Genomic DNA, 25816 nt, shown 5'->3' with positions numbered 1-25816 from the left:
CCGGCCCGGCTCCGCGGCCAGACCCGGGCCAGCGCCCGGCCCGGCTCCGCGGCGCCCCCGCTCCGGACCTGGCACCGCCAGCGGGGGCGGGACGCCACAATGGAGGACATGTCGCAGCGCAGAACCCGCCACCGCACGTCCCCGCCCCGGCCCGCGGCCGACCCCGAGGCGCCCTGCCCCTGCGGCGGCCCGTCGGTCTACCGGGACTGCTGCGGCCGCCTGCACAGCGGGCGGGCAGCGGCGTCCACCGCCGAACAGCTCATGCGTTCCCGCTACAGCGCCTTCGCCGTCGGCGACCGCGACCACCTCCTGCGGACCTGGCACCCGAGCACCAGGCCGCGGCACCTGGACCTGGATCCCGGCACCGAGTGGGTGCGCCTGGAGATCCTGTCCACCACCGAGGGCACCCCGTTCCACAACGAGGGCACGGTCGCCTTCCGCGCCTCCTACCGCGAGGGCGCCCGCGACGAGGCGCTCGTCGAGAACAGTCGCTTCGTGCGCCACGAGGGCGCCTGGGTCTACCTCGACGCGCTCGCGGACTGAGGGCCCCGCGGACGGCAGGGGCCCGGCGGGCAGCCCTCCGTCCCGGCCGGGCACCCGGTCCCCGACGGCGCGGGCGGGGACCCGCTCCCCGATGGCCCGGGCGGGTGTCCGGGCACCCGCCCGCAGGGCGGTGAAGTCGCCGGGAGCCCAGCGGGCCCCGTCCGTATGGCGGTCCCGTACACGGCCCCGGGGCCCCGGGACCGCCCACCCCGAGGTCAGGCGGCCTCGGCCCCGTAGTCGCTCTCCGGCGTCTCGATCCCGTGCATGCCGTCCTGGCTCACCGTGACGCGGTGCGTGCTGTGGGCGTAGTCGTTCCAGGACTCGCACGTCACACCGGCGTCCTCACCGTGCTCGGCGGTCACCATCTCGGGCATGTCGCACCGCACGTACTCGCCCCGCACCTGCCAGCGCACCAGGTGCTCCACCCGCTCGCGGGTCACCGGCACCGGCGACAGCGTCTGCTCGTACTGGATGAGGACGCCCCCGCTGGTCACCTCCATGTCCCAGGTGAACTCCTCGCCCATGTACACGACGTCGCAGGTCAGGGTGGCTCCGACCTCGGGCTCCAGCTCCGGGCCGGGGCACTCGGCCGTCGCATCGGGGTCCACGTGGTTGCCCGCCTTGTGCGCCATCTCCATGGCGTTCCAGGCCATGCGCACGTTCATCGGCTCGGCACTCGTGGGCTTATCCGGCAGGTCCTCGGGGCGGAGCCTGTCGACGCTGTCGGGAACCCCGTCGCGCGTGAACTCGGCCAGGTCCAGCACGACCTTCTCCTCGTCGGCGGCGGCCTCCTCGCCTTCACCGCCGCCGCAGGCCGTCACCGCGAGAAGGAGGGCGCCGACCAGGAAGGAGGCGTTGTGGCGCATACGTAGGGAATTCATGAAAGTCCGTATCAGGTCCGGGGGAGAGAGCGCGACCGCGGCGGGGTGGGACGGCCACGACAGGGCGGAGTTCACGGTAGCGGTTCCGCGACGGAGGGTCGAAGCGGCGCCCGGACCGCGTGAACGGGCGGCGGCACGCGGCGGACAGCGTCAGGTACGGGCGAGGTCACGCTCCGTCCTCCCGGCACGATAGGAAGGAAGCGCGCAACCGACCGAACGCACCCACACGGACACGGAGCCCCACATGACTCCCCAACCTCCCGGCCCCCTCGAACAGGGCGAGGTCCTCCAGGACCTCGCCGGGCGACTGGTCGCGGTCGTCCCGGAGGGCTGGCAACAGCTCACCTACCTGGCCAGGGTGATCGGCGCGTACCGCGCCGACATGCTCGCCGTCCAGGAGGCGGACGGCCAGGTCCGGCAGCTGGAGGTGCCCGGCGGCGTCGGCGACCTGGTCGACACGCTCAAGCGGTCCGGATTCCAGGAGGGCGCGGGCACCTGGCTCTCCATGGTCCTCTCGGTCCACCACTCGCACCGGTTCAACGTCGAGTACAACCACGACACCGAGCCCGACCTGCCGCCCGGGACCAGCCCGCTCATCTACGCCCAGGAACTGGAGCGCTTTCCGCGCGCGCACGACCGCATCCCCGACTGGCTCGGCGCCCGGCTGGAACAGGCGCGCGAACTGGAGCCCGAACGGACGCGCGAGGAGTTCGGCGCGGCCCTGGTGCGGGCGTGCGAGCAGGAGGGGCTGCGCGCCGTCTTCCTGCCGCCGACCCGCCTGCGCGTGTTCGACTTCGGGGGCGCGGTCCTCATGGAGGCCGACATGGGGGACACCTTCGACCAGGCCGTCATCGCCGGGGAGGAGCAGCGGACCGACCTGGCCGCCCGCTTCGCCAGCTTCATGGCCGGCGCCGCGCGTGAGCGGGAGCAGGGCGCCGACGGCTCCTCCGCGGAGTCGCCCTCCACCGGTACGCGGAACGCGGACCCGGCCGGCGCCCCCTCCGCACCGGACCCCGACGACACGGTGGCCGTCTCCCTGGCGGCGGCCTTCGCCGAGGCCGGGGTGGGCGCCGCCTTCCAGGGCGCCGACACGCTCGTCGTCACGCTGCCCGACGGCAACCACGCCAGCGCCGACATCAGCGGACTGCGCGCCGCGCTGAGCGAGGCCGCCCCCGAGCAGATCGCGCACAACACCGCCCAGTTCGCGCGCACGTCCGTCGAACAGCTCAGCCAGGCCACCGGGCAGGGCGGCGGCGACACCGACGGACGCCTCCGGGTGCGCCTCTACCCCGCCTCCGCCTTCCCCGAGGGTGTGCTGGAATCCCTCCTGACCCGCGAGGTCGCCCCTGGGTTGTGGCAGACCGTGGTCGTGGACGCCGCCGACTCGCTGAGGCCGCTGCCCCGCCAGGTGCACGAGCGCTCCGGCCGTCCCGACGGCGAGGTCTTCGCCGAGGCGGTGGCCGCCTCCGTGGCCGAGACCGTCGAGGTCAGCGAGCACGAGGCCGACGGTGCGCGCATCGTGCACATCGGCGGCCAGCACCCCTACGTGGCGGCGCACGCGCACGCCCTCGACCGCTACCTCGGCGACCTGCCGCACGGCGCGCTCGTGGCCTTCCCCGTTCCCGAGGTGCTCCTGGCCCACCCCCTGGGACAGGGCCACCCGATCGCGGCCCTGGACCACATGCAGCAGGTCGCCGAGCGGTTCACCGCCGACGGCGACAAGCCCGTCAGCGCCCAGCTCTACTGGTGGCACCCCGGCTCGCGCTCGCGCGACCAGGGCACGCCGCCCGACCTGCGTCCCGTGGGGGCCAGGATCGACCACGAGCACAGGTCGGTGGAACTGCTGACCTCCGACGAGGAGTTCGGGCCCATGCTCGACTCCCTGATCGGGTAGCTGGCCTGGTAGACCGGGGGAGCCGTCACACGGGCGGCTCCCCGCCGCCCCTTCGCGCCAGCGGCACCGGTCCGCCGTCAGAAAGGACAGTCCTCCTCATGCCCGACGCTCCGTCCCGCGCTCCGCGGCCCCGCCCGGCGCCGCCCCGATCCCCGCGGGACCGCTCGGCCGGGTCCGGCCCGCTCCGGTCCCGCTCCGCTGCGTTCCGCGCGCTCGCGGCCCTCGGCGGCGCGGTCCTCACGGTCGGGCTGGGCGCCTGCACCCCCGAGGCCCCGCCTGAGCGGCCCGTCGACCGCGTCCTGCTCTCACCCACCGCCGACCCCAGCACCTCCCAGACCGTGACCTGGCGCGCCTACGGTGCGCGGGAGGCCTTCCTGGAGATCGGCCCCGAGGACGAGTCGGCGCAACCCACCCGGGTGCAGGGGCGGGCCACGGGAGGGGAGGAGCCCGGTTCCACCTTCACGGCCACGGCCACCGACCTGGAACCGGACACCGCCTACCGCTACCGGATCGGTGCGGACGGCGAAGGCGGCGAAGGCGGTGAAGTCGCCGGCGGGGGCGGTGACGCGGGCGGAGCGGTGAGCGACTGGCGCACCTTCACCACCGCCGCCGAGGGGGCCGAACCCTTCAGCTTCCTGTACTTCGGCGACATCCAGAACGACATCACCGACGAGGCCGCCCCCGTGGTCAGGGCCGGCCTGGAGGCCGCGCCCGACGCCGAGTTGGCCGTGCACTCCGGCGACCTGGTCGACTCCGCCGACAGCGGCTCGGAGTGGGACGAGTGGTTCGACGCCTTCGGCCCGGCCACCGGAAGCATGAACCACGTGGCCACGCCCGGCAACCACGAGTACGACGGCGGACTGAGCGAACACTGGGTTCCGCAGTTCCGCGGCGCGGGCAACGGCCCCGACCAGGGCGCGGACCTGGCCGGGACGGTCTACCACACCGACTACCAGGGCGTGCGGTTCGTGGTGCTCAACTCCAACTACCGCGAGGTGCCTTCGGACGAGACCGAGCGGTGGCTGGACACGCAGCGGCGGTGGCTGGAGGGGGTGCTGGCCGACAACCCCCACGAGTGGACCGTGGTCACCTTCCACCACCCGGTCTTCTCCGCCGACCCCGACCGCGACAACGCGCCGCTGCGTGAGGCGTGGCTGCCGGTGCTGGAGGAGTACGACGTGGATCTGGTCCTGCAGGGACACGACCACTCCTACACCCGCGGCAACATGGCCGAGCACCGGACCGGCGATTCCGGCACGCACACCGGACCGGTCTACGTGGTCGCGGTGACCGGACCCAAGACCTACGACGCGGCCGAGGGCAACTGGACCGACAACGGCGCCGAGGTGCGCGTGCAGCGCACCGACACCCAGACCTTCCAGACGGTGTCGGTGGACGGCGACACCCTGGAGTACCGGTCCAGCACAGCCGACGGCCGGCTCGTGGACTCCTTCACCATCGTCCGGGACGGGGACGGCAAGCGCGTCACCGACGGCTCCTGAGGCACCGTCCCCGTCATACGCGCCCTCGGGGCGGCCGGTGCCGCCCGACCACGGCCGGAGGGCAGCCGGGCCGCGGAGGGTTTCAAGGCATTCGACATCCCGAAGCCGTCACGCGTACGAGGCCGCCGAGCCTACGGCGGTCCGGCGTTCCCCATCCCTCAGGAGGGGGTCTCCCACCGCCCGGCGACCAGGTCGACGGCCTGGTCGGCCAACTCCTCGCCCCACCCCTGCAACTCCAGCAGCGCCTCCCGGAACCGCGCCACCCTCCGGAAGAGGTCCCCGTACCGCCTCTGCTCCTCCACCGGCAGCACCGGGAGCCGCATCCGGGACGGGTCGATCCTCAGGTGGCCCCGCATGCTGCTGCTCATCCGGGTGATGTTCCGGCTCTCCCCGGAGCTGGTGACGAACCCCGCCAGGAACCACGGGTCCACCGCGCCCGGGTTCGTGCGCACCACGTACAGGCCGCCGCCGGGGTAGGCGCCCGCGTCGTCCCCGGTCGCCACCCGCGCGGCGGGTCTCGGAGCCACCGCCGGGATGAGCACGTCGCCCTCCTGGATCGGGGGGTTGCGCATCGGGTCGGCGTCCACCTCCTCCGTGCGCGAGGCCCCCAGCCCGCGGGCCACGGCCTCACCGCTGATCACCCTGGCGCTGGTGCGCGGGCCCGCCTCCTCCGCCGAACGCCGGGGAAGGGGCCGCCGGATCGTCACCGACCCGGCCCGGGCCAGCTCGCCGAGCGTGACCACCCCGACCGCCTCGCCGCCGGGCTCCACCCGCGGCGCCTCGGGCAGGAGCGTGCGCAGCGTACGCAGCGCGCCCTCCAGGCGCGTGCGCCGCTCGGCGAACAGGTCCAGGTCGCCCGCCGCGGCGCGCGGAACCGGAAGGCGCGTGCGGGGGGTCAGGTCGACGTCCTCGTCCAGCAGGTCGGCCACCTCCAGCGCCCGCGCCACCCCCGGGTGCTCGTCGAACCCCTCCGGGTCGGCCAGGTACTCCCGCCAGAGCCGGTCGATCCGGCCGAGGACCCCGCCCGGCGGGCAGGTCTGCCCGGGCTCGTGCGGGGCGGTGTCCACGAGCAGCACGGGAGCGGGGACCGCGTCCCGCTCCGGTCGGCGCAGCACCCACAGCTGGAGGGGAACGGCGTAGTGGGCCGCGAACCCGGGCGGGAGCGAGACCACCGCGCGGAAGGCGCCCGCGCGCAGCAGCGACCGGCGGATGCGCCTCCCCGAGGGGCGCTGGGCGGCGCCCGGGGGCATCAGCACGACCACCGAGCCCCCCGGCCGGGCCAGGGACAGGCAGTGCTGGACCCAGGCCAGGTCGGACTCCAGGCGCGGGGGGACCCCGTACGTCCACCGGGGGTCCTCCGCGAGTTCCTCGACGCCCCAGTTGCGTTCGCCGAAGGGCGGGGCGCACACGACCGCGTCGGCGCCTTCCGCGCCGTCCGGTGCGTTCGGGGCGAACGCGGGCAGGCGCAGCGCGTCGGCCACCCGCAGGTCCGCCTCCCCGGTCAGGGCGCCGGCGAAGGCCAGGCGCAGGGCGGCCAGCCACACCGAGGCCGCGTCCCGGTCCTGGCCCAGCAGGGCGCGCCGTCCACCGCGCGCGGCGGCGAGCAGCAGCCCGCCCCGCCCGCAGGCGGGGTCGGCCACGGTACCGGCGGGACCGTCCCCGTTCCCGGCGCTGTCCTCCTCCGGGGCCGCGGTGTCCTCGGGGCCGGTTGCGGTGTTCCCCGTCCCGGCGTGCTCGCCTCCGCCGTCCTCGCGGGCGGTTCCGGCGTTCCCGGTTCCGGCCAGACCCGCCATGAGGTCGGCCAGCTCGGGCGGGACCGTGTGCGAGCCGGAGGGGGAGCGCTGGTCCAGGCGGCTGAGCAGGCGCTCGAAGGCGGCCCGCGGATCGCTCTCCCGCGCGGCGCGCACCGCCGCGTCGGCCAACGGACCCAGGTGGGCGTCCGGAACGGGTTCGGGGCGGCGCGCGGACAGAGCGGCCAGACCCGCGCCTTCGAGGAGATCCTCGAAACTCCACCGGGCGTGCACCGCCAGCGCGGATCCGTCCGGTTCCCCGGCTTCCCCGGTGCCGTGCTTCCCGGCCTCAGGATCGCGGCTCAGGTGCCACAGCAGTACCCCGGCCTGGACGAGCACAGCGTCGACGGGGACGGAGCCGCGCAGGGAGTCCAGAGCCTGCCACAGGCGCTGGTCGGGGTCGATGCTCGGGACCTGGCGGTGGGTGGACAGCCACTCCTCCACCTGCCCCAGGTCGAAGCGGGGGCTGCGGTCGGTGCCCCCCACCGGTTGGGGGAAGTCGTCGTGGCGGCGCCGCCAGTTGCTCACCGCCGTCGGCTTCACGCCCGCGATCCTGGCGATGTCGGCCGAGCTCACCTCCACCTCACCGGTGCCCATGGCTTCCCCACCCGTCCGGGACGACAGCAGACCGGTCACGACTATACACACGCGCCGGGTGAAAACCCTGTTCGCGGACTTCTGATCTGGGGGTCCGTGATGGTTGGGCGGCTTCACAGTAGGACGGGTGTACGCGGGTGAGGAGCGGGTAGCCGTGTCCAGTATCCGGTGAGATGGGCGTGATGTCGCGTACGCGTCGGTGTTCCGGCGCCGCGCGATCCCCGCGAAGCGGATCGGACGGGCGACCTGTGGGGGAGTGGGCCGATGTTGGAATGGTGGGAGGCCGCACTCCGGCTCGGCTGCGCGTTCGGACTGGGCGCCCTGGTCGGCGTCGAACGCCAGTGGCGGGCTCGCATGGCCGGCCTTCGTACCAACGCGCTCGTCGCCGTGGGGTCGGCGCTGTTCGTCCTGCTGGCCGCCTACGCCGTGGACGAGGTCAGCCCCACGCGTGTCGCGGCCCAGGTGGTGTCGGGCATCGGCTTCCTCGGCGCGGGCGTCATCCTGCGCGACGGCATCAACATCCGCGGCATCAACACGGCCGCGACGATCTGGTGCGCCGCCGCCGTGGGAGTCCTGGCCGGAAGCGGCGTCTACCTGGTCGCGGCGATGGGCGCGGTGGCGGTGGTGGCCGCCAACGTCCTGCTGCGCCCGGTGGCCCGGCGGCTGCAGAAGAGTTCGCCCGCCAACTCCAAGGACGAGGAGACCGTCTACCGGATCCGGATCGTGTGCACGAACGCCCAGGACCCCCACGTACGGGCCCTGCTGCTCCAGGCGCTGTCCGAAACCGAGTTCACACTGCGCTCCCTGGACTGCCGCCACCTGGACGAGGGCGAGGACCTGGTGTCCGTGTACGCCGACGTCTTCGCGGGCGCACGCCAGGACGAAGCCGTGGAACAGCTGGTCAGGAGGCTCAGCCTGGAGCCGGAGGTCTCGTCCGTGCGCTGGCAGGAGCTGGCCGAGGACGCGGAGTGAGGGAACCGGTCGCTCCCAGCGGGCACCCCGGACAGGGGCGGCCCCCGCGGAGGTTCTGCGCCGGAGTTCCTCACCCCGTCGGTCCCTCCGTGTCTTCCGCGGGTTCCTCCCGTGCGCTTTCCGGACTCCCTTCTCCGGAGGTGTCGGAACGCCCTTCCTTCCGGCTCCCGCTCGGATCGTCCTCCGGTTCCGGCGCGGGTGCGGCGGGGAGGTCCGGAACCTGTTCACGCCCGGCATCGGGCACCGCGGCTGCGGCCCCCACGGGCACCGGGGGCGGCTCGCCCGGTCCGGGGACCGGGGCCGGTGCGGGCAGTCCGTTCCGCGTCGACCGCGCCGCGGGCCGCTCGTCCCGCCGGGAGCGCCAGACGAAGAACAGCCACACCGCCAGGGACAGCACACCGAAGCCCGCGAACAGGACCAGGGTGTTGACGAGGGACTCGGGCACGGTCTGCGCCGAGACCTGGGCCGGGTGCATGTGCATCAGGTAGACGAAGAGGAACAGGCCCGGCAGGTACACCGCCGCCCAGGGAACGGCGCCCCAGCTCCAGAGCCGGTACCCGTCCAGGAACTTCATCGGCAGGAGCCCGAAGACGACGGTCTGCACGCCCAGCAGCACGGTGGAGAACAGGGCCTTGTCGGCCAGCCGCAGCACGAAGGAGGCGTCCTCCCGCTGCGCCGCGGGGCTCAACGCGCTCCAGACCAGGTAGCAGGCCGCGCTCAGGACGAGGATGAAGACCGCGCCCAGCATCGTCGCCCGCCCCTCGCGCACGCGCGCGAAGTCCTCCCGCACGCGCACCGGCATGTCGAGCCGCGACCGCCGGTCGACCACCGCCGCGAACCCGGCGATCAGCCCGTAGAAGTACCCCGGTTCGAAGTCCAGGGCGGCTGAGAGCGCCGAGCACAGCGCCACGATGGCCAGGCCCGTCGGCAGGACCTCGAACCGGCCCCGGACGCCGGACCACGCTGTATCCCGGTCGTCGACGATCCCGGCGTAGAAGGCGGTGACGAAGAAGACCGCCACCAGCAGACCCAGGAAGTCCAGCAGCGGAGTCGCCTGCGGGCCCGGGTTCCAGTTCAACAGGACCGGCAGCGCCGCCGCCGCCACCCAGAACACGAGGAAGGCCAGGACCGAACGCAGGGTGAAGACCGCCCGAGGCCTGCCCCGCCGCCCCGCCAGGGCCGCCCGCACACCGTTCCACCACTGGCGCACCCGCCCCTGGTTGGCCTCCACCGACTTGTTGAAGATGTCGGAGGGGAACCCGACCATGAGCATGAGGGCACCGGCCGCCACCGCGCTCGCGCCCAGGGCGAGGAGCAGGGTCTGGGGGTCCGTGCGCAGCTCGTCCACGCGGGGGAGGCCAGGGTCCTGCACGGCCACGGGCGCCGGTGCGGCCGGGGCTGCGGCGAACCCGGTGATGACGGGGACGTCCACCCATCCCGGGGTGAACTCGTGTTCCCGGACCAGTGTGAGAACGTGCAGGCCCGGTTCCGTTCCCTCGGGTACCAGCACCTGCCCGGTACTGCCCGTGCCCGACAGCTCCACCGGCTCGCCGTCCAGCTCAGCCCGCAGCTCCTCCATCACCGGGGTGGTCTGGTCGCCCGCGACGTACTCCTCGGTGTTCAGGTCGAGCGGGACCACCCCGTCCTCCACCACGGGGGAGAACCGGTCCACGAAGAACTCCGCCCCTCCGCCGCTCTGGCTCACCGAGGTGAGGTTGAGCCCGGTCAGCGCGGCCCGCTCCCACTCGCCGCCGGGAGCCAGGCAGTCGATCCGTACGCGCGCGGCGCCGTAGACGAACTCGCGGAAGGGCTCGACGATCTCCACGACCAGGTCATCGGGGGCGGCGTAGTACACGTCGGTTCGGAGGGGCTCCACGGTCGCCCACTCCTGGGAGCCCATCTCCGTCACGGCGACCGTCACCCGGACTCCCCGGCTCCCCTCGCCATCGGTGCCGCCTGCGCCCTCCGGGAGGGCGCAGGGTTCGGCGTCCCGCAGGGCGAACAGGTAGGCGGTGTCCTCACCGTTGCCGAAGAGGTGGCCGGTGACGCCCTGGGCGTCAGGCACGGTCTCCACGGGGTCGAAGAGCGTGCCCAACTCCTCCTCGAAGACCACGTCGGGAGCCGCGACGAGGTCAGCGCTCTCGCCGTCGTTCTCCGAGGCCCACGCGGCGGAGCCGGTCCCCAGACAGAAGAGGACTGACAGGGTCGTGAGGGCGGTGAGTCGCTGGCTCCGGCCCGGAGGCCGCTCTTCGGTCGCTCGATACCGACTTCCCCAGGTACGCGTCATGGCTGCTCCCGGCTGATTCAGTTAGTGGGGGACGTTTCCCATCATGAACGGTTTCGGAGTTCTGCGCGGGAAAATGGCCTGATGCGGCCTCGGAGTGAATGCGAAGTACGTCCGTGGCATCCTGACATCCGACGTGATTGGCGCGTCGGTGCTCTGTCCGTGCAGTTCATGGTGCTGGTGTGTTTCTGTGACCGTGTTTCTTTCCTTCTTTTTCGACGCCCGCAGGAAAAGTTTCCGTCGAATGCTGTGAGCTCCGTCGCGCGCCGCCGGGAAACACCTTTCGCCCTCCCTGTTTCGGGAAACGGGTCGTCCGCCGTTCCGGCGGCTTCTAACCTGGTGGCCATGAACGACCAGGCCTCCTCCACCGCCCCGGTCGGTGGCGACACGCCCCTGACGGTCGCGCTCCGGGAACCGGACCTGCCCAGCCGCGTCCGGAAGGAGCTGGCCGCCTACCCCGACGACACCGGCGAGGTCCTCATGGACTCCGCCGTGGAACTGCGCCGTGCGGGACGCGACGACCAGGCCCGCCGCCTGCTGGAGACCGTGCGCGAGCACCCTCCCACCTCCGAGGACGGCCAGTACGCCTCCGTTGAACTGGCCGACCTGCTGCGGGAGAGCTCGGACCCGCGGGACAGGGCGGAGGCGGAGCGGATCACCTCCGAACTGCTGCGTCCGGGCCACCTGGACGAGGGGCCCGCCGACCTGCTCGGTGAGGACCTGCGGGAGCTGGAGCGCTGGGACGAGGCGCTGCGCTGCTTCAACATCGCCGCCCGGCAACTGCTCGCCGAGCCGCCGGAGGAGCTCGCCGACGAGGACGACCTCTCCCTGTCGCCGATCGTCAACCGCCTGCTGGCGCGCATGAACCTCGGCCTGCCGCACGACGGCCACGACGAGGTGGCCCTGGTCGTGGCCCAACGGCAGGCGCAGGGCGCGCTGGGCCTGCCCTACGAGGAAGAGGGCTGGCCGGAGGAAGACGGCCCGGCCCGGGATGTGGAGGCGCTCTACTCCCGCGCGGCCTTCGACGGGGCCCGCGTCCGGGGACTGCTCACGGGGCAGGCCGCCGAGCACGGCGACGACGCCTACTACCGCGCCGCCGAACGGAGCCTGCGCGAGCGCGACCGCGAACACCCCGGAACGCAGCGGGGCGTGGTACTGCACGGCGTGGAGGACATCGTCGAGTTCGCCGAGCGCTCCGGATTGGACCCGGCGGACGACGACACCGTCCGGACCTGGTCGGACCTGGAGCTCTCCGCGGACGACCCGAGGCTGCGGTCGTGGCCGCCCGGCCGCAACGAGCCCTGCTGGTGCGCCTCGGGACGCAAGTACAAGAAGTGCTGCGGCTCACCGTCCAACCGGTGACCCGCGCCGCCTCCGACGGCAAGGTCCCACGGGCGCTCCTCGGCTCCCCCTGAAACCGGATCTTGCCGGTGGTGGCCGGACCCGGCCACCACCGCGCCCGGACGGACACGACCGGTGAGAATCGCCCTGCCGGTCACAGCCCTGGGAAAGAGGAGAGTCGCGAGCGTGGACAGGCACGGCTTCGGAGGACTGGTCACCGACGAACAGTGGGAGCGCTTGACCGCGTCGGCGGTGACACGCAGGTTCGCCCGGGGGGAGGCGCTTCTGCGACAGGGCGAGGTCGGCGGAGGGGTGCACCTCGTGCTGAACGGCCGCGCCAAGGTGGTCTCCATCAGGGCCGACGGCTCCTGCGTCCCCCTGGCCTTCCGCACCCGCGGGGAGATGCTGGGGGAGTCCGTCCTCGCCGGGGCCGAGCGCCCCAGGAACGCCACGGTCACGGCCCTGTGCCCGAGCACGACCGCCTTCCTCCCCGCGGACCGCTTCCGCAGGGTCGTCGACGAACTCGGTCTGGGCAACGCGCTGTGGCACAGCGCCCTCATGCGTCAGGACGAGGGCGACCGCCTCAGGGTGCAGCAGTCCTCCCTCCCCGCCGACCGCAGGCTGCCCGCCGCCCTGCTCCACCTCGCCTCGGTGATGGGCGAACCCCTCCCCGCACCCCTGTCCGAGGACGGCGCACCGGTCACGCGCGGATGCCTGTTGGGAGTCCCTCTGGCCCAGAGCGAGATCGCCGGGTTCGCGGGCATGTCGCGCACCTCCCTCCACCACGCCTACACCTCCCTGCGGGAGCGGGGCGTCATCCGCACCGGACGGCAGTACGTGGCCATCCTCGACCTGGAGGCGCTGGAGGCCCTGGCGGCCGGAGACGAACCGGTGTGACGGCGGACACTCCACGCCTCCTGTGTTCAGAACTGAACACCACGGGACTCGTGCGCCGGGGAGTGTGGTCCCGTCCGGCCCGAGATAGGGCCCCCGCACCCCCAGGAGTCCCCGGTGGAGATCGACCTGTCCCGCATCGGCAAGAGCGAGCCCCTCCCTCCCTACCGCGCCGTGCTGGCGGTGGACATGGAGAAGTTCAGCAGGACCAGCGCACGCAACCAGCAACTCGTCGGTCAGAAGATCCCCGAGGTGCTGGAGAAGGCGTTCACCCGTGCCGACATGCTCCCGGTGTGGAAGGACGCGCGCTTTCCCCGCCACAGCGGCGACGGCTACGTCATGGGAGCCGAGCCCGAGCACCTGCCCTACCTCATCAGCCCCTTCCTGGAGGAGCTCCAGAGGGTCCTGGAACAGGTCCAACCCCTCCTGGCGGCACACGACCGCAGCCTGCGCATGCGGCTGCGCGCCAGCATCGACGTCGGCCCCCTGCCCGACACCGGCGACGGCAGCGGCATCGACGCCATGGGAGAGGCGATGATCAGCACCCACCGGCTGCTGGACTCCGAGCCCGTGCGGCGCGAACTGGAGGCCTCCGACCCCGACACCACCCTGCTGGCCACGATCGTCTCCCGCCGTGTCTACGAGGACGTCGTACTCGGCGGCTTCGCCCCCGTCCGCGCCAGCCGCTGGCGGCCCGTGCACGCCTCCGTCCCCTCCAAGGACTTCCAGGCCGAGGGCTACCTGTTCGTGCCCACCCCCTCCTGGGCCCCCGGCGCGCACGCCGAACCCGGGGCGGCCCCCGCGCCCGAGCGGAGTCGCCCGGCCGGACAGGCCCCCGCCGCGCCGGGCGGGACCGTCCCCACCACGGGCAACAACGTCGGCCACAACGACCGCGGCCAGGTGGTCCAGGCCGGAACGGTCAACGGCGGCGTCTCCTTCGGAGGTGCCTCCGATGCCTCCTGAGGAGCCCTGGGACGCGGACGCCTTCGACGAGGTCGCAGACGCGAACCCGGCCGAAGCGCTCGTCGGCGACCAGCCCCGGGCATCCACTGGCAACGCGGTCCGGGACAACCGGGGCCAGGTGGTCAGCGCCGACAGCATCACCGGCGGCGTCCACTACCACGAGTACCGCGAGTTCCTCGGCGAGGCCGCGACCCGCAAACTCCGCCACGCCGCCGAACTGGGACCGGACCGGATCAAGGACATCCTGGCCGCCTTCTGCCCCAGCGACACCCGGAAGTACACCGCCTTCACCCAGGAACTGGCGCGACACCGGATGGGTCTGGTCACCGGCGAACCCGGCAGGGGCCGGACGACCACCGCGATCCACGCGCTGGCCACCCTGTGCCCGCACGAACCCGTGGACGAGGTGATCGCCGACCTCGACGTCGACGATGCCGGACTGGCGGACATCACCCTGTCCTCCGAACGCCCGCGCTTCATGGACCTGAGCGATCTGCGCGAGCCCAGCGCGTCCCAGCGTGCCGCGGTCAGGACCTTCGTCGAGAAGGTCCGCGCCTCCGGCACCCTCCTCGTCGTCGTCTGCCGTTCCGACTCCTGGGAACGGGAACTCGCCGCCTGCCGGGCACGGCTGCGCATCGACGCCCCGGCACGCGCCGTGGACGTCTTCTTCCAGTCCCTGGCCCGTCTGTACGGTGCGGACCTGGCCCGGCGCTGGGCCGCCGACCGGCGTGTGGAGGCGGCGCTGTCCGGTGTCGGACCGGCCCGGGCGGTCCGGCTCGCCGAGGACGTGCAGCGCACCAGGCCTCCGCACGCTCCTCTGGCCGAGGAGGACCACACGGCCTGGATCGAGCGCGCGCTCAAGGAGTTCGCCGACACCGCGGACACGCTGCCCGGCTGGTCCTCAGGCGACGGGGAGAACGAGTTCCCCCGGGTCCTCACCCAGGCCGTGGCACTGCTGGAGGGCGCGTCCTCGGACACCGTGATCCACCACGCCCACGGGCTGGCGGAGCGGTGGGGGGTGTCCCCGATGCGCCCCACCCCCATCTCGGGCAGCGGCTTCACCGAGTACCTGGGAGGGATCGGCGCCCACGTCACGGGGGACCGGGTCCACTTCCACCGGCCCGGCCACGGCGACGACGCCCTGGACCACCTGTGGCGCGAGCACCCCGACGCACGGGCCTCCTTCCAGGAGTGGGCCTGGAAGACGGCGCCCCTGCTCTCCCGGGAGGAGCGGATCGACGTCGCCCGCCGCTGGCTGACCCTGGCCCGCCGGTACCGCGACCCGGGCCCGCTGGAGACGCTGCTGGACCGCTGGAGCGCCTCGCCCGCCCTGCAACCGGCCGCCGTCCCCGCCATCGCGGAGGCGGCCGTCACCCGCGAACTGGGCTCCTGGATCCGTCACCGCCTCTACCGCATCGCCTCCTCGCGCAGGCCGACGCCACGCGACCGGATGGTGCTGGAGGTGTGCCGGATCTACGGGAAGATCCAGCCGAAGACGGCGCTCACCCGGCTGCGCCACCTCGCGAACAGGGCCGAGGATTCCTGGGAGGAGGACCTCCTGTGCGCCCTGGCGGACATCGCGGCCGAACCGGGCAACCTCGCGGTGGTGCTGGACGCGCTGCCGCGCTGGGTGGACGGCGGCGGCAGGCGCTCCACTCTGGCCGCCCGTCTGCTGCTGCGTCTGCTGGAGGTCGAAGGACCCAAAGGCTCGCCGGTCCTGTCCGCACTGCGACGGGGCGCGTTGGAGCCCGCGCCGGTCTCGGCCGCCTGGTGCGCCGTCCACCTGTCCGCCGTCCGCCCCGGCGCCGTGCTGTGGGCCTGGCTCGGCGCCCTGTCCGACCAACGCCGGGCGGACGGGCCCGTCCCCGCCTCGCTGCTGGGCGCGGCGGCCGGGGATCCGGGTTTCGCCGACACACTCCGCCGCTGTGCCCGCCGCTGGTCCTGCGCGCACACCCGTACCTCGCCCGCGGTGGAGGAACTGCGCCGCGCCCTCGACCCGTCCTGAGGAGAGCCATGCTCCGAGAACTGTTCACATCGCTGATCCACGCCCTGTTCGGCCCTCCGCCGGACAGGAGGCGCCCGGACACCCACGAGGTCGTGCAGGAACAGCTCGTCTTCACCGCGCGTCTGCCCACCAGCAGCCAGGGTCTGTGGTTCGACGCCGCCTTCGATCTCACGGTGGTCTGGTACCGGGCCGAGGACAGCGAACACGCCCGAGGCCGGGCACTGCTCCAGAGCACCCTGATACGCGAGGCCGCCCGGCGCAGCGCCGACTTCCCGCTCGGCGACCACGGCCGCGCACAGGCGGAGGTCGCCTGCGTGCTGACCGGGGGAGACGCCTTCGGCGTGTCGGCCGTGCACGACCTCGGCGTCAGCGTGGCCCTCACCGCGCACGAGGAGGACCTTGCCCTCGAACGCCAGCGCCAGCTGGTGTGGCACCGCGCCGAGGTGGCCCGCGAGGAGCACCAGGTGCGCATGCGCCGGGTCCGGGAACTGCTGGAGGAGGTGCTGCACGATCCGCTCACCGCGCGCGTGTGGTGGTTCGAGCAGCACCGGGAGCGCTGGAACGAGATCGCCCAGGCCGGCGCCGCGCTCGACCTGCTGTCCCCTCGGCAGGAGTACACACCCGAGGCGGAGTTCCGGTTCCCGGAGGGCCGGTCGGACGGTGCCGGTCCCTCCGAGGACCCGGTCCTGGACGCCTTCCTGTCCGGGTTGGAGGAGTGGGAGGTCGCTCCGGTACTGGAGAAGCTGGCCGCCCTCCTGGAAGGTTTCGAGCGCCGCGACCTGGTCGAACGGCTCCGAGACAGGTGGCCGCAGGGCTGACTCCGACCGGTGGGCCATGGGCGCTGACATGGGCGTCCGTGGCCCGTCGTGTGCGGGCTGTCGTGGTGACCTCAGGCCCGGTGGCTCCGTCCTGTCCCTGTGCCGCTGCCCGGAAGGTCGCGGTCGAGGCGAGGGCGGGGGAACGGGCGCCTCAGTGGTGTGGCCACACACGGTCACCAGAGTCGAAAAACTTCTTCGTAATCATGGTTGGCTGTATTCACAGTCCGATCTATGCTGTCATGAACCTACGGTTTCTGTGAGTGCACACAGCCCCGACAGCCGGACCGAGTTCCGAACGCGAGCCCCCCGGCTCTGCATGCCGAGTGTTCCGTGACCGGTCCGACCAGGGTGACGCCAACGCCCCCCGTGGCGCCGCCCACCGCACCTTTCTCCGTGAGGGAGGCGAAACGATGGGGAGCAACGCCCGCCAACGGATCATCGAGCAGGAACAGACCGCTGTGGACCGGGCCCACCGATGTCTGGAACGGCAGCGCGGCCAGACCACACGGCTGGCCACCGCCGACGCCGCCGCCAGCGCCAAGGACAGCGCGGCCCAGCACGAGGAGTACGCACGCTGGGTCGCGCAGTACGAACTCGGCGGACAGCAGCTCGTCGTCCAACGTGTGGACCTTCAGGAGGAGAGCGGCGACGAGACCTTCTACGTGGGCCGCAGAAGTGTCCGGGACGAGGACGGGAACGTCTTCGTCATCAAGTGGTCCAGCCCGGCGGCGGTCCGCTGGCGCCGTGAGCGGGGAACCGAGAAGGGCGCGGTGACGCTTCGCCGACGCCTGCGCTGCCACGGCGAACGCGTGGTGGACTACCACGACGAACTCGTCCGCAAGGCCGACGAGCCTTCCTCGGAGCAGGCTTCCCCGGCCCAGGTGGCGGCCGCGATCCGGGCCCGGAAGGAGCAGGAGGCGGGCACGGCACAGGACCCGTTCCTCCTCCGGGAACTGGACCGCTCCCGCGACGGTCTCATGCGCGACATCGTCGATACGATCCACCGCGACCAGCTCGACCTGGTCTGCCACGACCGGCCCGGGGCGCTGGTGGTCCAGGGCGGTCCGGGGACCGGCAAGACCGCGATCGGCCTGCACCGTGTCACCTGGCTGCTGGACAACGACCACTTCACCCCGGGCCAGATCCTCGTCGTCGGCCCCAGCCAGTACTTCCTCGACTACGTCAGCGAGGTGCTGCCCTCACTGGGCACACGCGGTGTGACCTCGCTGCGCGTCGACGACCTGTGCCCGGGGCGGAGCGGAGGTCACGACACCGCCGAGCAGCACCGGATCAAGTCCGATGCCCGGATGGCCGGGGTCCTGCGCCAGGCGGTCCGCCAGACGGTACGCGCGGGGGCCTGGTCGAAGTTCCTCGACGGCGATCAGCTCAGAATCCGGGTCGACGAGAGCCCCCTGGCCGTGGCCGAGGCCGACATCGAGCGGACCTTCGCCGAAGTGCTGGAGTCGGACGCACCCCTCAACGCCCGCCGCCAGCGCTTCACCGACCTGCTCGTGGACCGCATGCTCGACCAGATCTCCTACCGGCACCGCCGCCAGGGACAGGCACTGCGCCGTCGCATCACCTCCTCCCTGGCCGGACCCGTCAACGCCACCTGGCCCCGGGTCTCCGAGAACCGCCTCTACCGAAGGCTGCTCGGCGACGCCCAGGTCCTGGGACAGGCGTCCGAGGGCGTCCTCACCGCCGAGGAGCAGTCCGCCCTGTACCGGCCCGCGGCCAACCGGACCGGGCAGGAGTCCTGGACCAGCGCCGACCTGCTCTGTCTGGAGGAACTGCGGATCCTCCTCAACGGAGACACCCCCGACCGCTACCGGCACATCGTGGTGGACGAGGCACAGAACCTCACCCCCATGCAGCTGCGCGCCCTGGCCCGCCGCTGCCCGAGCGGTTCCCTCACCATCCTGGGCGACCTCGCCCAGTCCACGGGCACGCACAGCCACACCGACTGGGCGGCCCTGACCGACCACCTGGAACTGCCCGACGGCTGGGAACTGCAGGAACTCACCCTCGGATACCGCATCCCCAGCCAGGTGATGCACACGGCCGTCCCCGCCGCCGTGGCCGCCTCCGAACTGACCACCTTCCCCGAAACGCTCCGCGAGCCCCGGGACGGGGAACTGACCATGGCCCGTCTCGCCCCTGAGGACCTGATCGATGGTGTCCGTGAGCGCGCGACCGAACTGCTGGCCAAGGGAGGCGAGCGCTCCGTGGCGATCGTCGCCGACGACGCCTCCCCGTACCTGCAGCCGATCGCGAACGCCTTGGCGACCGGCCCCGCACCCGCCGAGGGCACCGTCCGAGCCCTGGCGGCCTCCGACGTCAGCGGCCTGGAGTTCGACCACGTCATCCTGGTGGAGCCGCGCCAGATATCCGACTCCGGCCCCGGAGGCCACGGACGGCTCTACGTCGCGCTGACCCGGTGCACCCAGACCCTGACCGTCCTGCACACCGGGCCTCTGCCCGACACCCTCGTCGACCCGTCCGCCCCCGTGACAGACCACGAGAGGACCTGCACCCGTCACCACGCCGACGGTCAGCGGTGCCGCAACCGCACGAGTTCCCCGGACGGCTGGTGCCGGCGGCCCGGATGCGGCGGTTACCGCACCAGGCGGGCCCGGCGCCCGGAGGGCCAGCCGACCGTGCTGGGTTCGCCCTCCGGGCTGGACACCGGAGCCCGGTTGGAGCCCTCCGTGCGGGCTGCCGCGATCACCGTCAGCGCCGCGGCGCGCGCCCGTTTCGCGGTCCGCCACAGGGCCACGGCCAGGGAGGCCGAGGTGGAGATCCGCGCCATGCTCGGCGACTTCCTGACCGAGGGCCGACAGGCCCGGCGCACGGACGGGTGCTGGCACCTGGAGCGCGACGGCTACCGGCTGGTCCTGGACCGGTCCGCCGCGTCGGTGGTCGACTACCAGACCGTGCACGCCGAACGCAGCTGGGCCCAGCACAGGGCGGGGATCGACTCCCGGATCTCCCAGCGCACAAGGCACAGCGACACCACCACAAGGCACCGTGACACCGCGACCGAGCGGATCGAGGAGCAGCCGATGAGCGCGCCCACACCACCGGTTCCGCCGCAGCCCGGGCCCCAGGACCCCACCGCGGCCGAGCACCTGCGCCTCTTCCTGGCCGGAATCGCACAGCGGGGGGAGGCCCGGGACCAGAGCGTGTACGGCTTCCTGCGCCACAGCCTCATCGCCGACCTGTACCGGGCGGGGAGCCGACCGGACGACCAGGAGAACGGCGACGTACTCTGCCATCTCTCCGGCCTGTCCGTGCTGTACCGCGTTCTGCCCGAGGAGGACACGGGTTACGAAAGGCTGCGCCGTGAGGCCCTGGAGTTGCTGGAGGCGCGCTGGGCCCGGGGAGCGGAAGCCGACCGGGTGTGCCTCGTCCTCCCCGCTCCTCCCGAGGAGGACTGGTCGGCCCCGGCGCTGCTCGGCGCCCTGGGGGTGTCGGTGATCTGGCGGGAGGCGGACACGTGGCGCGGCGAGAACGCGGCCCTGATCGCCGGGGAGCGCGTGCACGCCGACCAGGCCTGAGCCCACACGCCGCACGTACGCGACGGCCCCGTTCCCGTGCCGAGAACGGGGCCGTGCGGCCGGTCGAGGACGCGAGCACCACCGGGCAGACCCGCCGTGGGCTGGACGGGGAGGAGGTCGGCGCCTTCCGGATAACGAACCGCCCGGGGTTCCCGCGAACCCTAGGCTGGTGGCTATGACCGACCACGATCCCGCCACCACCAGCGTTGACGCGCCCCTGACGGCCGCGCTTCGGGAACTGGACCTTCCCGGCCGACTCCTGGACGACCTGGCCGCCGAACCCGACCGCACGGGCGAGCTCGTCATGGAGTTCGCCGAGGACCTGAACCGCGCGGGACGCGGAGACCGGGCCCGTCGCCTGCTGGGGGCCGTGCGCGATCACCTCCCCACCTCCGAGGACCGCCAGTACGCCTCCGTCGAACTGGTCAAACTCCTGCGGGAGAGCCGGGACGCGGGGGACACCGCCGAGGCGGAGCGGATCACCTCCGATCTGCTCCGCCCCGGCCGCCTGGGCGAGGGGCCCGCCCAACTGCTCGGCGAGGACCTCCAGGAACTGGGACGGTGGGAGGAGGCGCTGCGCTGCCACAACGTCGCCGCCCGCCAGTTGCTCGCCGCGTCACCGGAGGACCTCCGGGACGAGGACGATCTCTCCCTGGCTCCGCTCGTCAGCCGTTTGCTGGCACGGATGAATCTGGGTCTGACGCGCGACGCGCACGACGACGTGGCCCTGGCCGTGGCCCAGCGGCAGGTGGAGGGCCTGGCGGGCTTCTCCGGTGACGAGGGCGGGGCCCGGGAGGACGAGGGCCCGCAGGAGAAGGTGGAACCGGTCTACTCCCGCGAGGTCTTCGACGAGGCTTGCGCCCGGGGACTGCTCACGGGGGAGTACGTCGAGCACGGCGCCGACGTCTACTACCGCTCCATCGAACGAACCCTCCGGGAGCAGGACCGCGAACACCCGGAGGCGCGGCGGAGCGTGGCGCTGCACGGGGTGAAGGAGATCGTGGAGTTCGCCGAGCGCTCCGGCCAGGACCCGGTGAACATCGACACCGCCCTTGACTGGGTGTACCTGGAGCTCTCCGCGGACGACCCGAGGTTGCGGGCGTGGCCTCCCGGCCGTAACGAGCCCTGCTGGTGTGACTCGGGGCGCAAGTACAAGAAGTGCTGCGGTTCGCCCTCGAACCGCTGACCGCACACGGCTCCACACGCCGTATGCGCCCGCTCTCCTCGGAGCCTGAGGAGAGCGGGGCACCCCGGCCCCGGGTCCTTGCCCGCCGATGCCAGAGGCCGTGCGAGAACCCTTCCACCAACCTCCGGGTCCCCTCCTCCCACTTCACCGGGGAGAACACCGCATCCCCCATCTGGGGGGACACGGGAGGAAAGCCGGTGACTCGGGTGGACCAACAACGGTCCTGCTGTGGAAGGGCACCTCGCACCATGGTCTCTTTGGCAGACTCGGGACATGGATCTCCGACGACGCCTACGCTCCACTCTCGCCGCGAAGTGCGTGGGTTCGGTTCAGGGGCCGTCCGCGGTGGTCGATCTCAATCCCCGGGGAGTGGAAACGACGGTCGTCTGCCGCCCGGTGGCCTCCCAGGAGGCGCTGCGACGAAGAGCAGGCCGAACCCTGGGAGACAGGCTCGGGGTGTTCGAGGTCCTGCAGGCGCTCCCCCTGGAGGAGCGGCTACCCCTCGATTCCCTCACCAGCAGGGAGAGAGCCATTCTCCCAGCGGTGCCCGGTTGGGCACTGAGGAGGAGCGACCGGAGCATCCTGAGGCTGGCCGACATACCTGTGCACGTGGATATGGCCGCCGTGTGGGGCGAAGAGCCCTTCGAAGCCCTTGATCAGGCCTGCCGTCTCGGCCCGGGAGTGCCGCGCATGGCGGTGTGCGGGACCCCCGGGGACGATTTCGAACGGGCGGTGCTGGAGGCCGACTACCACGGCATCGGTCTTGCCGTGGCGCGGGGTGAAGAGGCCCGAGTCCTGGTGGAACCCCGGGTGAGGGCCTCCGAAGCGGAGGCCGCCCTGCGCTGGCGTTTCGCTGAGCGCGTCCACCGGGCTTTGGACGCGCGGAAAGGCCTCAGCCCCCCTCTCCAGCCCAGTACCTCAGCGCACCCGACGGGGTGAACGGACCGTTCGCGCGCAGAAATCGCCCGTTGTACTCGCCATAGCGGTGCAGAGCGCCCGCGCACAGGGCTCTCCACCGGGCCTCAGCCCGTCCGCGGGTGGTCTCACGGCTCAGGTCACTCCACCACCGCGACCAGACAGCCATGTTGTGTGCGTGGGCCTGCGCCGTGTCCGAGTGATCGTGCAGGGTGTTCAGCAGTCGGCCGACTGCGCCGCTGCCCCTCGCCTCTCCCGCCTCGACGCAGGGAACGCAGGTGCAGCGCAGGAGTTCGCCCACGGGCTGCTCGGCGAGCCGCATCCCCCGTACGTAGGCCATCAGGTTCGGGTCCAGGACGTTCGGGCTCCTGTTCCTGGTGAACACCCGTGGGTCCTCCCAGGGCGGCACTGTGTGCCGGGTGGAGGAGGTGTCGCCGATGGACGTGAACGGAGCACCGTGGACCATCGCGTCCAACCCCGCCAGGTCGGTGCGCAGGAGAGCGGTTTCTCCCGCCTCGAAGACGGTCTCCCTCAACGCCTGTGCTCGGGACGCGGACTCGACGGGATTGCCGCGGGCACCCAGGATCAGCGCCTTGGGAGCGCGTATCCGCTGCAGGAGGGACACCAGCTGTTCACGACGGCTCAACCAGAGGGCATCCAGGGGAACAGCCAACACCACATCGGCGGCGTCGAGGGCGTCGACCCGCCCCGCTGCCTGTCGTAGGGCCTCTGCTCCGTTCTCGTCCGCCGTCAGGAAACCGGTCGGTGTCAGGACCAGGTCGGCGCCGCTCATGGTGAGCTGGTGCAGTGTCTCCCTGAGCTGGTCCTCCTCGAAGAGACTGGATTCCCGGAGGAGGAAGGGTGCTTCGGGGGTGGCCACGTGGGACTCGTACGCGGAGGGGTCCAGGACCACGGGGCAGGGGCGTTCGCGGGCTCTGACGAAGTCCCGCACGTGGGAGGCCGCTCTTCGTCCGGAGAAGACCACACCACCGGTGGACGAGGACACCTGCACCAGAGGGGCGTGCTCGGGGCTCTTCACATGGAGTAGGACACGGCCGCGTACGGCGGCCAGTGGATCGGTGGGAGCGTGGTCGAGGGCTGGGGAGGGGCTCGGTCCTGGGGAAGGGGGCACCGCTTCACCTCGGGGTCCGCGTGGGCGACTGCACGTAGCGTTCCCGTGCGCGTACTCCGGGGCACCCGGCTGTCCGCTTCCGGCCACGCATCCGCGCCCGGGCGCCGCGTGTCCGGACGGGCCTCAGCCGCCGTCCGCCCCGCCATCCGGACCAGGCTCCGGTACATCACCCGCCTGCGCCGAGGCCGTCGTGACCTCCCCGCGCAGGCGTGCGGCCCTGGGGTCGGAGAACCCCTCCAGGGCCTGCAGCGCCTCGCGCCAGTGCCCCCTGGCCGTCTCGGCCTCCCCGGAGGCGGCCAGCGCGGAGGCCAGCCGGTCCAGACAGACCGCCAGCCTCCACCGGTCCCGGTACCTGCGGTACGTGCTGACCGCCTGCCGGTAGAACTTCGCCGCTTCCTCGGGGCGCTCCAGTGCCCCGTAGGCCTCGCCCACTCCCTCGAAGGCCTCGGCCTCGCGCACGTGGTCGGCGATCGTGCGGGTGCAGGACCGCCGCCTCGTGGAAGCAGGACAGAGCCTCCTCCGTCTGCCCGAGCAGGACGTGGGTCCTGCCGAGTTCGAGGAGCGCGTACCCCTCCCGGACGGTGTGTTCGAGTTCCTGGGCAAGCTCCAAGGCCTTCTGAACGAAACCCAGTGATCGGTCGGCCCGGCCGAGTTCCCGCCAGGCCGCGCTCAACGAGGTCAGACAGGCGAACTCGCTCATTCGGTTGCCGGTCCGCCGGTGGACGGCGATGGCCTGCTCGGCCAGGACCGCCGCCTCCTCCGGCCTGCCCAGGTCGAGGAGGCAGCGGACCAGGTTTCCCTGGACGATCCCCTCCCAGAGCCCGTCCCCGAGGGCCCTGGCAGACTCAAGGGAACGCTCCAGATGGTCGCGGGCCTCACCGAGCCGGTGCTCGCGCAGGTGGACCAGGCCGATGGCGTTCAACGACATGGCCGCACCGAGGGCGTCGTCCAGCTCGCGCCGGAGCTCCAGGGCACGCCCGTGGTGGGTGATCGCGTCATCGGGCAGCTGGGACTGCAGGCATGCGATGCCCAGGCCCTCCTCCAGGTCGGCCTCGACCGAGGGGCGATGTTCGCGTCGCACCGTCTCCAGACCGCGGCGGACAGCGGCGGTCCACTCCGCACCGAGGCTGTGGAAGGCGGGGAAGTGCCGCAGGACCAGGGGAAACCGCCAGACGAGGCCGTCCAGATCATAGGCAGCGGCCGTCGCCGCCGCGGCTATCAGGTTCTTTCCCTCCAGTTCGAACCACCGGACCGCGTCGCCGTTGCCGGTGAAGACGGGACTCTCGTGCGCCCCATCGCGCAGCAGCTCGTCCGGTCCGGGACGCCGCAGGTTGGAGTCGACCACCCCGAGCGCGGCGTACGCGGTGCGCAGGTACCAGGTCAGGAGCCGCTCCAGGGCTTCGTTCCGCGGCCCCGGCTCCTCCCCGTCGCGCACCTGGTCCATCGCGTAGGAGCGGATCAGGTCGTGGAACCGGTAGCGGTCCGGGCCGGTCTGCTCCAGAAGGTGGGCGCCCACCAGGGTGTCCAGGGTGCGCCGGGCCCGACGGGCGGGCAGGTCCGCCAGGGCCGCTGCGGCTCCGGTGCTGAAGTCCCGGCCGGGGTGCAGGCCGAGCAGCCGGAACAGGCGTGCGGCGCCCTCCGGCAGGGCCCGGTAGGACCAGGCGAAGACGGAACGGATCGTGCCGGCCTCCTCCTCGTCATCGGTGGCCAGGGCGTCCCACAGCGAGGACTCGTCGCGAAGGTCCTGGATGAGGTCGGCCAGCGGCATGTGGGGACGGCTCGCCGCGCGCTCGGCGGCGATGCGCAGGGCCAGCGGGAGCTGTCCGCACAGCCGGGCGAGTTCGGCCACCTCCTGCGGGTCGTCCTGCGGCCGGTGGCGGACCGTGACGTGCTCCAGGAGTTCCACCGCCTCGGCGGGATCCAGGGTGCGCAGGGTGAGGCGCTGCGCGCCGTCCCTGACGACCAGGCCGGACAGCCGGTCCCTGCTCGTGACCACGACCGCGCATTCGGAGGAACCCGGCAGCAGCGGGCGGACCTGCGCCGCGGTCGAGGCGTTGTCCAGCAGGATCAGGACGCGTTTCTCGGCCAGAAGGGAGCGGTAGAGGGCGGAGCGGCTGTCGGTGTCGGGGGGAATCGAGCTGGTGGGGACCCCGAACGCACGCAGGAACCGGTCCAGCACCTGCTCGGGCGCCATGGGCAGCCCGGGGCCGTACCCCTGAAGGTCGACGTAGAGCTGTCCGTCGGGAAAGCGGTTCCGGACCCGGTGCGCCCAGCGCAGCGCGAGGGCCGTCTTGCCCACTCCGGCGGTCCCGGCGATGACGTGGACCGTGGTCTCGGAGGGGCCGTCCCCGCCTTGTTCCGCTCCCCGCACCGGCGTGCTGAGGATCTCGAGTTCGCCGGCACGGTTCACGAACCCGCGTACGTCGCCGGGGAGCTGCCGGGGCACCGGGGTGGGGGAGTGGCCCGACCCGTGTCCGTGGAAGTGGACCCCGCCGCGGACGTCGCGTGCCTGGACCGCGCGGCCGGAGACGTCCGCCATCCG

Annotated in this window: 17 protein-coding genes; 12 read left to right on the top strand and 5 right to left on the bottom strand. The window is 72.6% G+C overall.

The genetic code is table 11. From position 1 onward, the window contains the following. Positions 1–108: 108 nt before the first annotated feature. A complete protein-coding gene (locus tag PV789_RS18095) occupies positions 109–543 on the top strand; it encodes a YchJ family protein (protein ID WP_274973746.1) in 435 nt (144 codons plus the stop codon). Positions 544–758: 215 nt separating this feature from the next. On the opposite strand, the gene PV789_RS18090 is transcribed toward PV789_RS18095, so the two are convergent. Then, positions 759–1424 carry a hypothetical protein gene (locus PV789_RS18090; protein ID WP_274973745.1) on the bottom strand — a complete coding sequence of 222 codons (666 nt, stop codon included), beginning with the start codon at positions 1422–1424 and terminating at the stop codon, positions 759–761. Positions 1425–1668: 244 nt separating this feature from the next. Between PV789_RS18090 and PV789_RS18085 the strand changes: the two genes are divergently transcribed. Then, on the top strand, positions 1669–3318 hold the full coding sequence (locus PV789_RS18085; protein ID WP_274973744.1) for a serine/threonine-protein kinase: 1650 nt from the start codon (positions 1669–1671) through the stop codon (positions 3316–3318). Between the two features lie 98 nt (positions 3319–3416). Further along, positions 3417–4820: a purple acid phosphatase family protein gene (locus tag PV789_RS18080; protein WP_274973743.1), complete on the top strand. Its 1404-nt coding sequence runs from the start codon at positions 3417–3419 to the stop codon at positions 4818–4820. Positions 4821–4978: 158 nt separating this feature from the next. Here PV789_RS18080 and PV789_RS18075 read toward each other — a convergent pair whose 3' ends face one another. Beyond that, positions 4979–7207 carry an N-6 DNA methylase gene (locus PV789_RS18075; RefSeq protein WP_274973742.1) on the bottom strand — a complete coding sequence of 743 codons (2229 nt, stop codon included), beginning with the start codon at positions 7205–7207 and terminating at the stop codon, positions 4979–4981. Between the two features lie 264 nt (positions 7208–7471). Between PV789_RS18075 and PV789_RS18070 the strand changes: the two genes are divergently transcribed. Next, complete coding sequence (locus PV789_RS18070) at positions 7472–8179, top strand: MgtC/SapB family protein (RefSeq protein ID WP_274973741.1); 708 nt, start codon at positions 7472–7474, stop codon at positions 8177–8179. Between the two features lie 70 nt (positions 8180–8249). Here the strand turns inward: PV789_RS18070 and PV789_RS18065 are convergent, their stop codons facing one another. Next, a complete protein-coding gene (locus PV789_RS18065; protein WP_274973740.1) occupies positions 8250–10466 on the bottom strand; it encodes an FGLLP motif-containing membrane protein in 2217 nt (738 codons plus the stop codon). 342 nt (positions 10467–10808) lie between these two features. Between PV789_RS18065 and PV789_RS18060 the strand changes: the two genes are divergently transcribed. The 8 genes from PV789_RS18060 (at position 10809) to PV789_RS18025 (ending at position 22166) form a co-directional block, all read left to right on the top strand. Continuing rightward, positions 10809–11825 (top strand): SEC-C metal-binding domain-containing protein, encoded by a 1017-nt coding sequence (locus PV789_RS18060; protein ID WP_274973739.1) that lies wholly within the window; start codon positions 10809–10811, stop codon positions 11823–11825. Between the two features lie 165 nt (positions 11826–11990). After that, the gene (locus tag PV789_RS18055) at positions 11991–12701 is read left to right on the top strand and encodes a Crp/Fnr family transcriptional regulator (protein WP_274973738.1); all 711 of its coding nucleotides are present in this window, start codon (positions 11991–11993) and stop codon (positions 12699–12701) included. Positions 12702–12815: 114 nt separating this feature from the next. Next, positions 12816–13661 (top strand): hypothetical protein, encoded by an 846-nt coding sequence (locus tag PV789_RS18050; protein ID WP_274973737.1) that lies wholly within the window; start codon positions 12816–12818, stop codon positions 13659–13661. Then, positions 13651–15666, top strand: a complete 2016-nt coding sequence (locus PV789_RS18045) for a hypothetical protein (protein WP_274973736.1) — start codon at positions 13651–13653, stop codon at positions 15664–15666. Before PV789_RS18050 ends, PV789_RS18045 begins: the two co-directional genes overlap by 11 nt. 8 nt (positions 15667–15674) lie before the next feature. Continuing rightward, a complete protein-coding gene (locus PV789_RS18040; protein WP_274973735.1) occupies positions 15675–16484 on the top strand; it encodes a hypothetical protein in 810 nt (269 codons plus the stop codon). A 410-nt stretch (positions 16485–16894) separates the two neighbouring features. Continuing rightward, complete coding sequence (locus PV789_RS18035) at positions 16895–20041, top strand: HelD family protein (RefSeq protein WP_274973734.1); 3147 nt, start codon at positions 16895–16897, stop codon at positions 20039–20041. A 175-nt stretch (positions 20042–20216) separates the two neighbouring features. Further along, positions 20217–21227: an SEC-C metal-binding domain-containing protein gene (locus PV789_RS18030; RefSeq protein ID WP_274973733.1), complete on the top strand. Its 1011-nt coding sequence runs from the start codon at positions 20217–20219 to the stop codon at positions 21225–21227. Positions 21228–21500: 273 nt separating this feature from the next. Further along, the gene (locus tag PV789_RS18025) at positions 21501–22166 is read left to right on the top strand and encodes a hypothetical protein (protein WP_274973732.1); all 666 of its coding nucleotides are present in this window, start codon (positions 21501–21503) and stop codon (positions 22164–22166) included. On the opposite strand, the gene PV789_RS18020 is transcribed toward PV789_RS18025, so the two are convergent. Together PV789_RS18020 and PV789_RS18015 are read right to left on the bottom strand one after the other, a co-directional pair. Next, on the bottom strand, positions 22120–23181 hold the full coding sequence (locus PV789_RS18020; RefSeq protein WP_274973731.1) for a hypothetical protein: 1062 nt from the start codon (positions 23179–23181) through the stop codon (positions 22120–22122). The two genes, PV789_RS18025 and PV789_RS18020, sit on opposite strands and share 47 nt — an antisense overlap. A gap of 259 nt (positions 23182–23440) precedes the next feature. Further along, positions 23441–25813 carry an ATP-binding protein gene (locus tag PV789_RS18015; RefSeq protein ID WP_274973730.1) on the bottom strand — a complete coding sequence of 791 codons (2373 nt, stop codon included), beginning with the start codon at positions 25811–25813 and terminating at the stop codon, positions 23441–23443. Between the last annotated feature and the right edge of the window lie 3 nt (positions 25814–25816).

This window comes from Nocardiopsis camelliae (genome assembly GCF_028993595.1).
In the GTDB taxonomy this organism is placed as follows: domain Bacteria; phylum Actinomycetota; class Actinomycetes; order Streptosporangiales; family Streptosporangiaceae; genus Nocardiopsis; species Nocardiopsis dassonvillei.
This window is presented reverse-complemented; position numbering and strand designations above follow the sequence as displayed.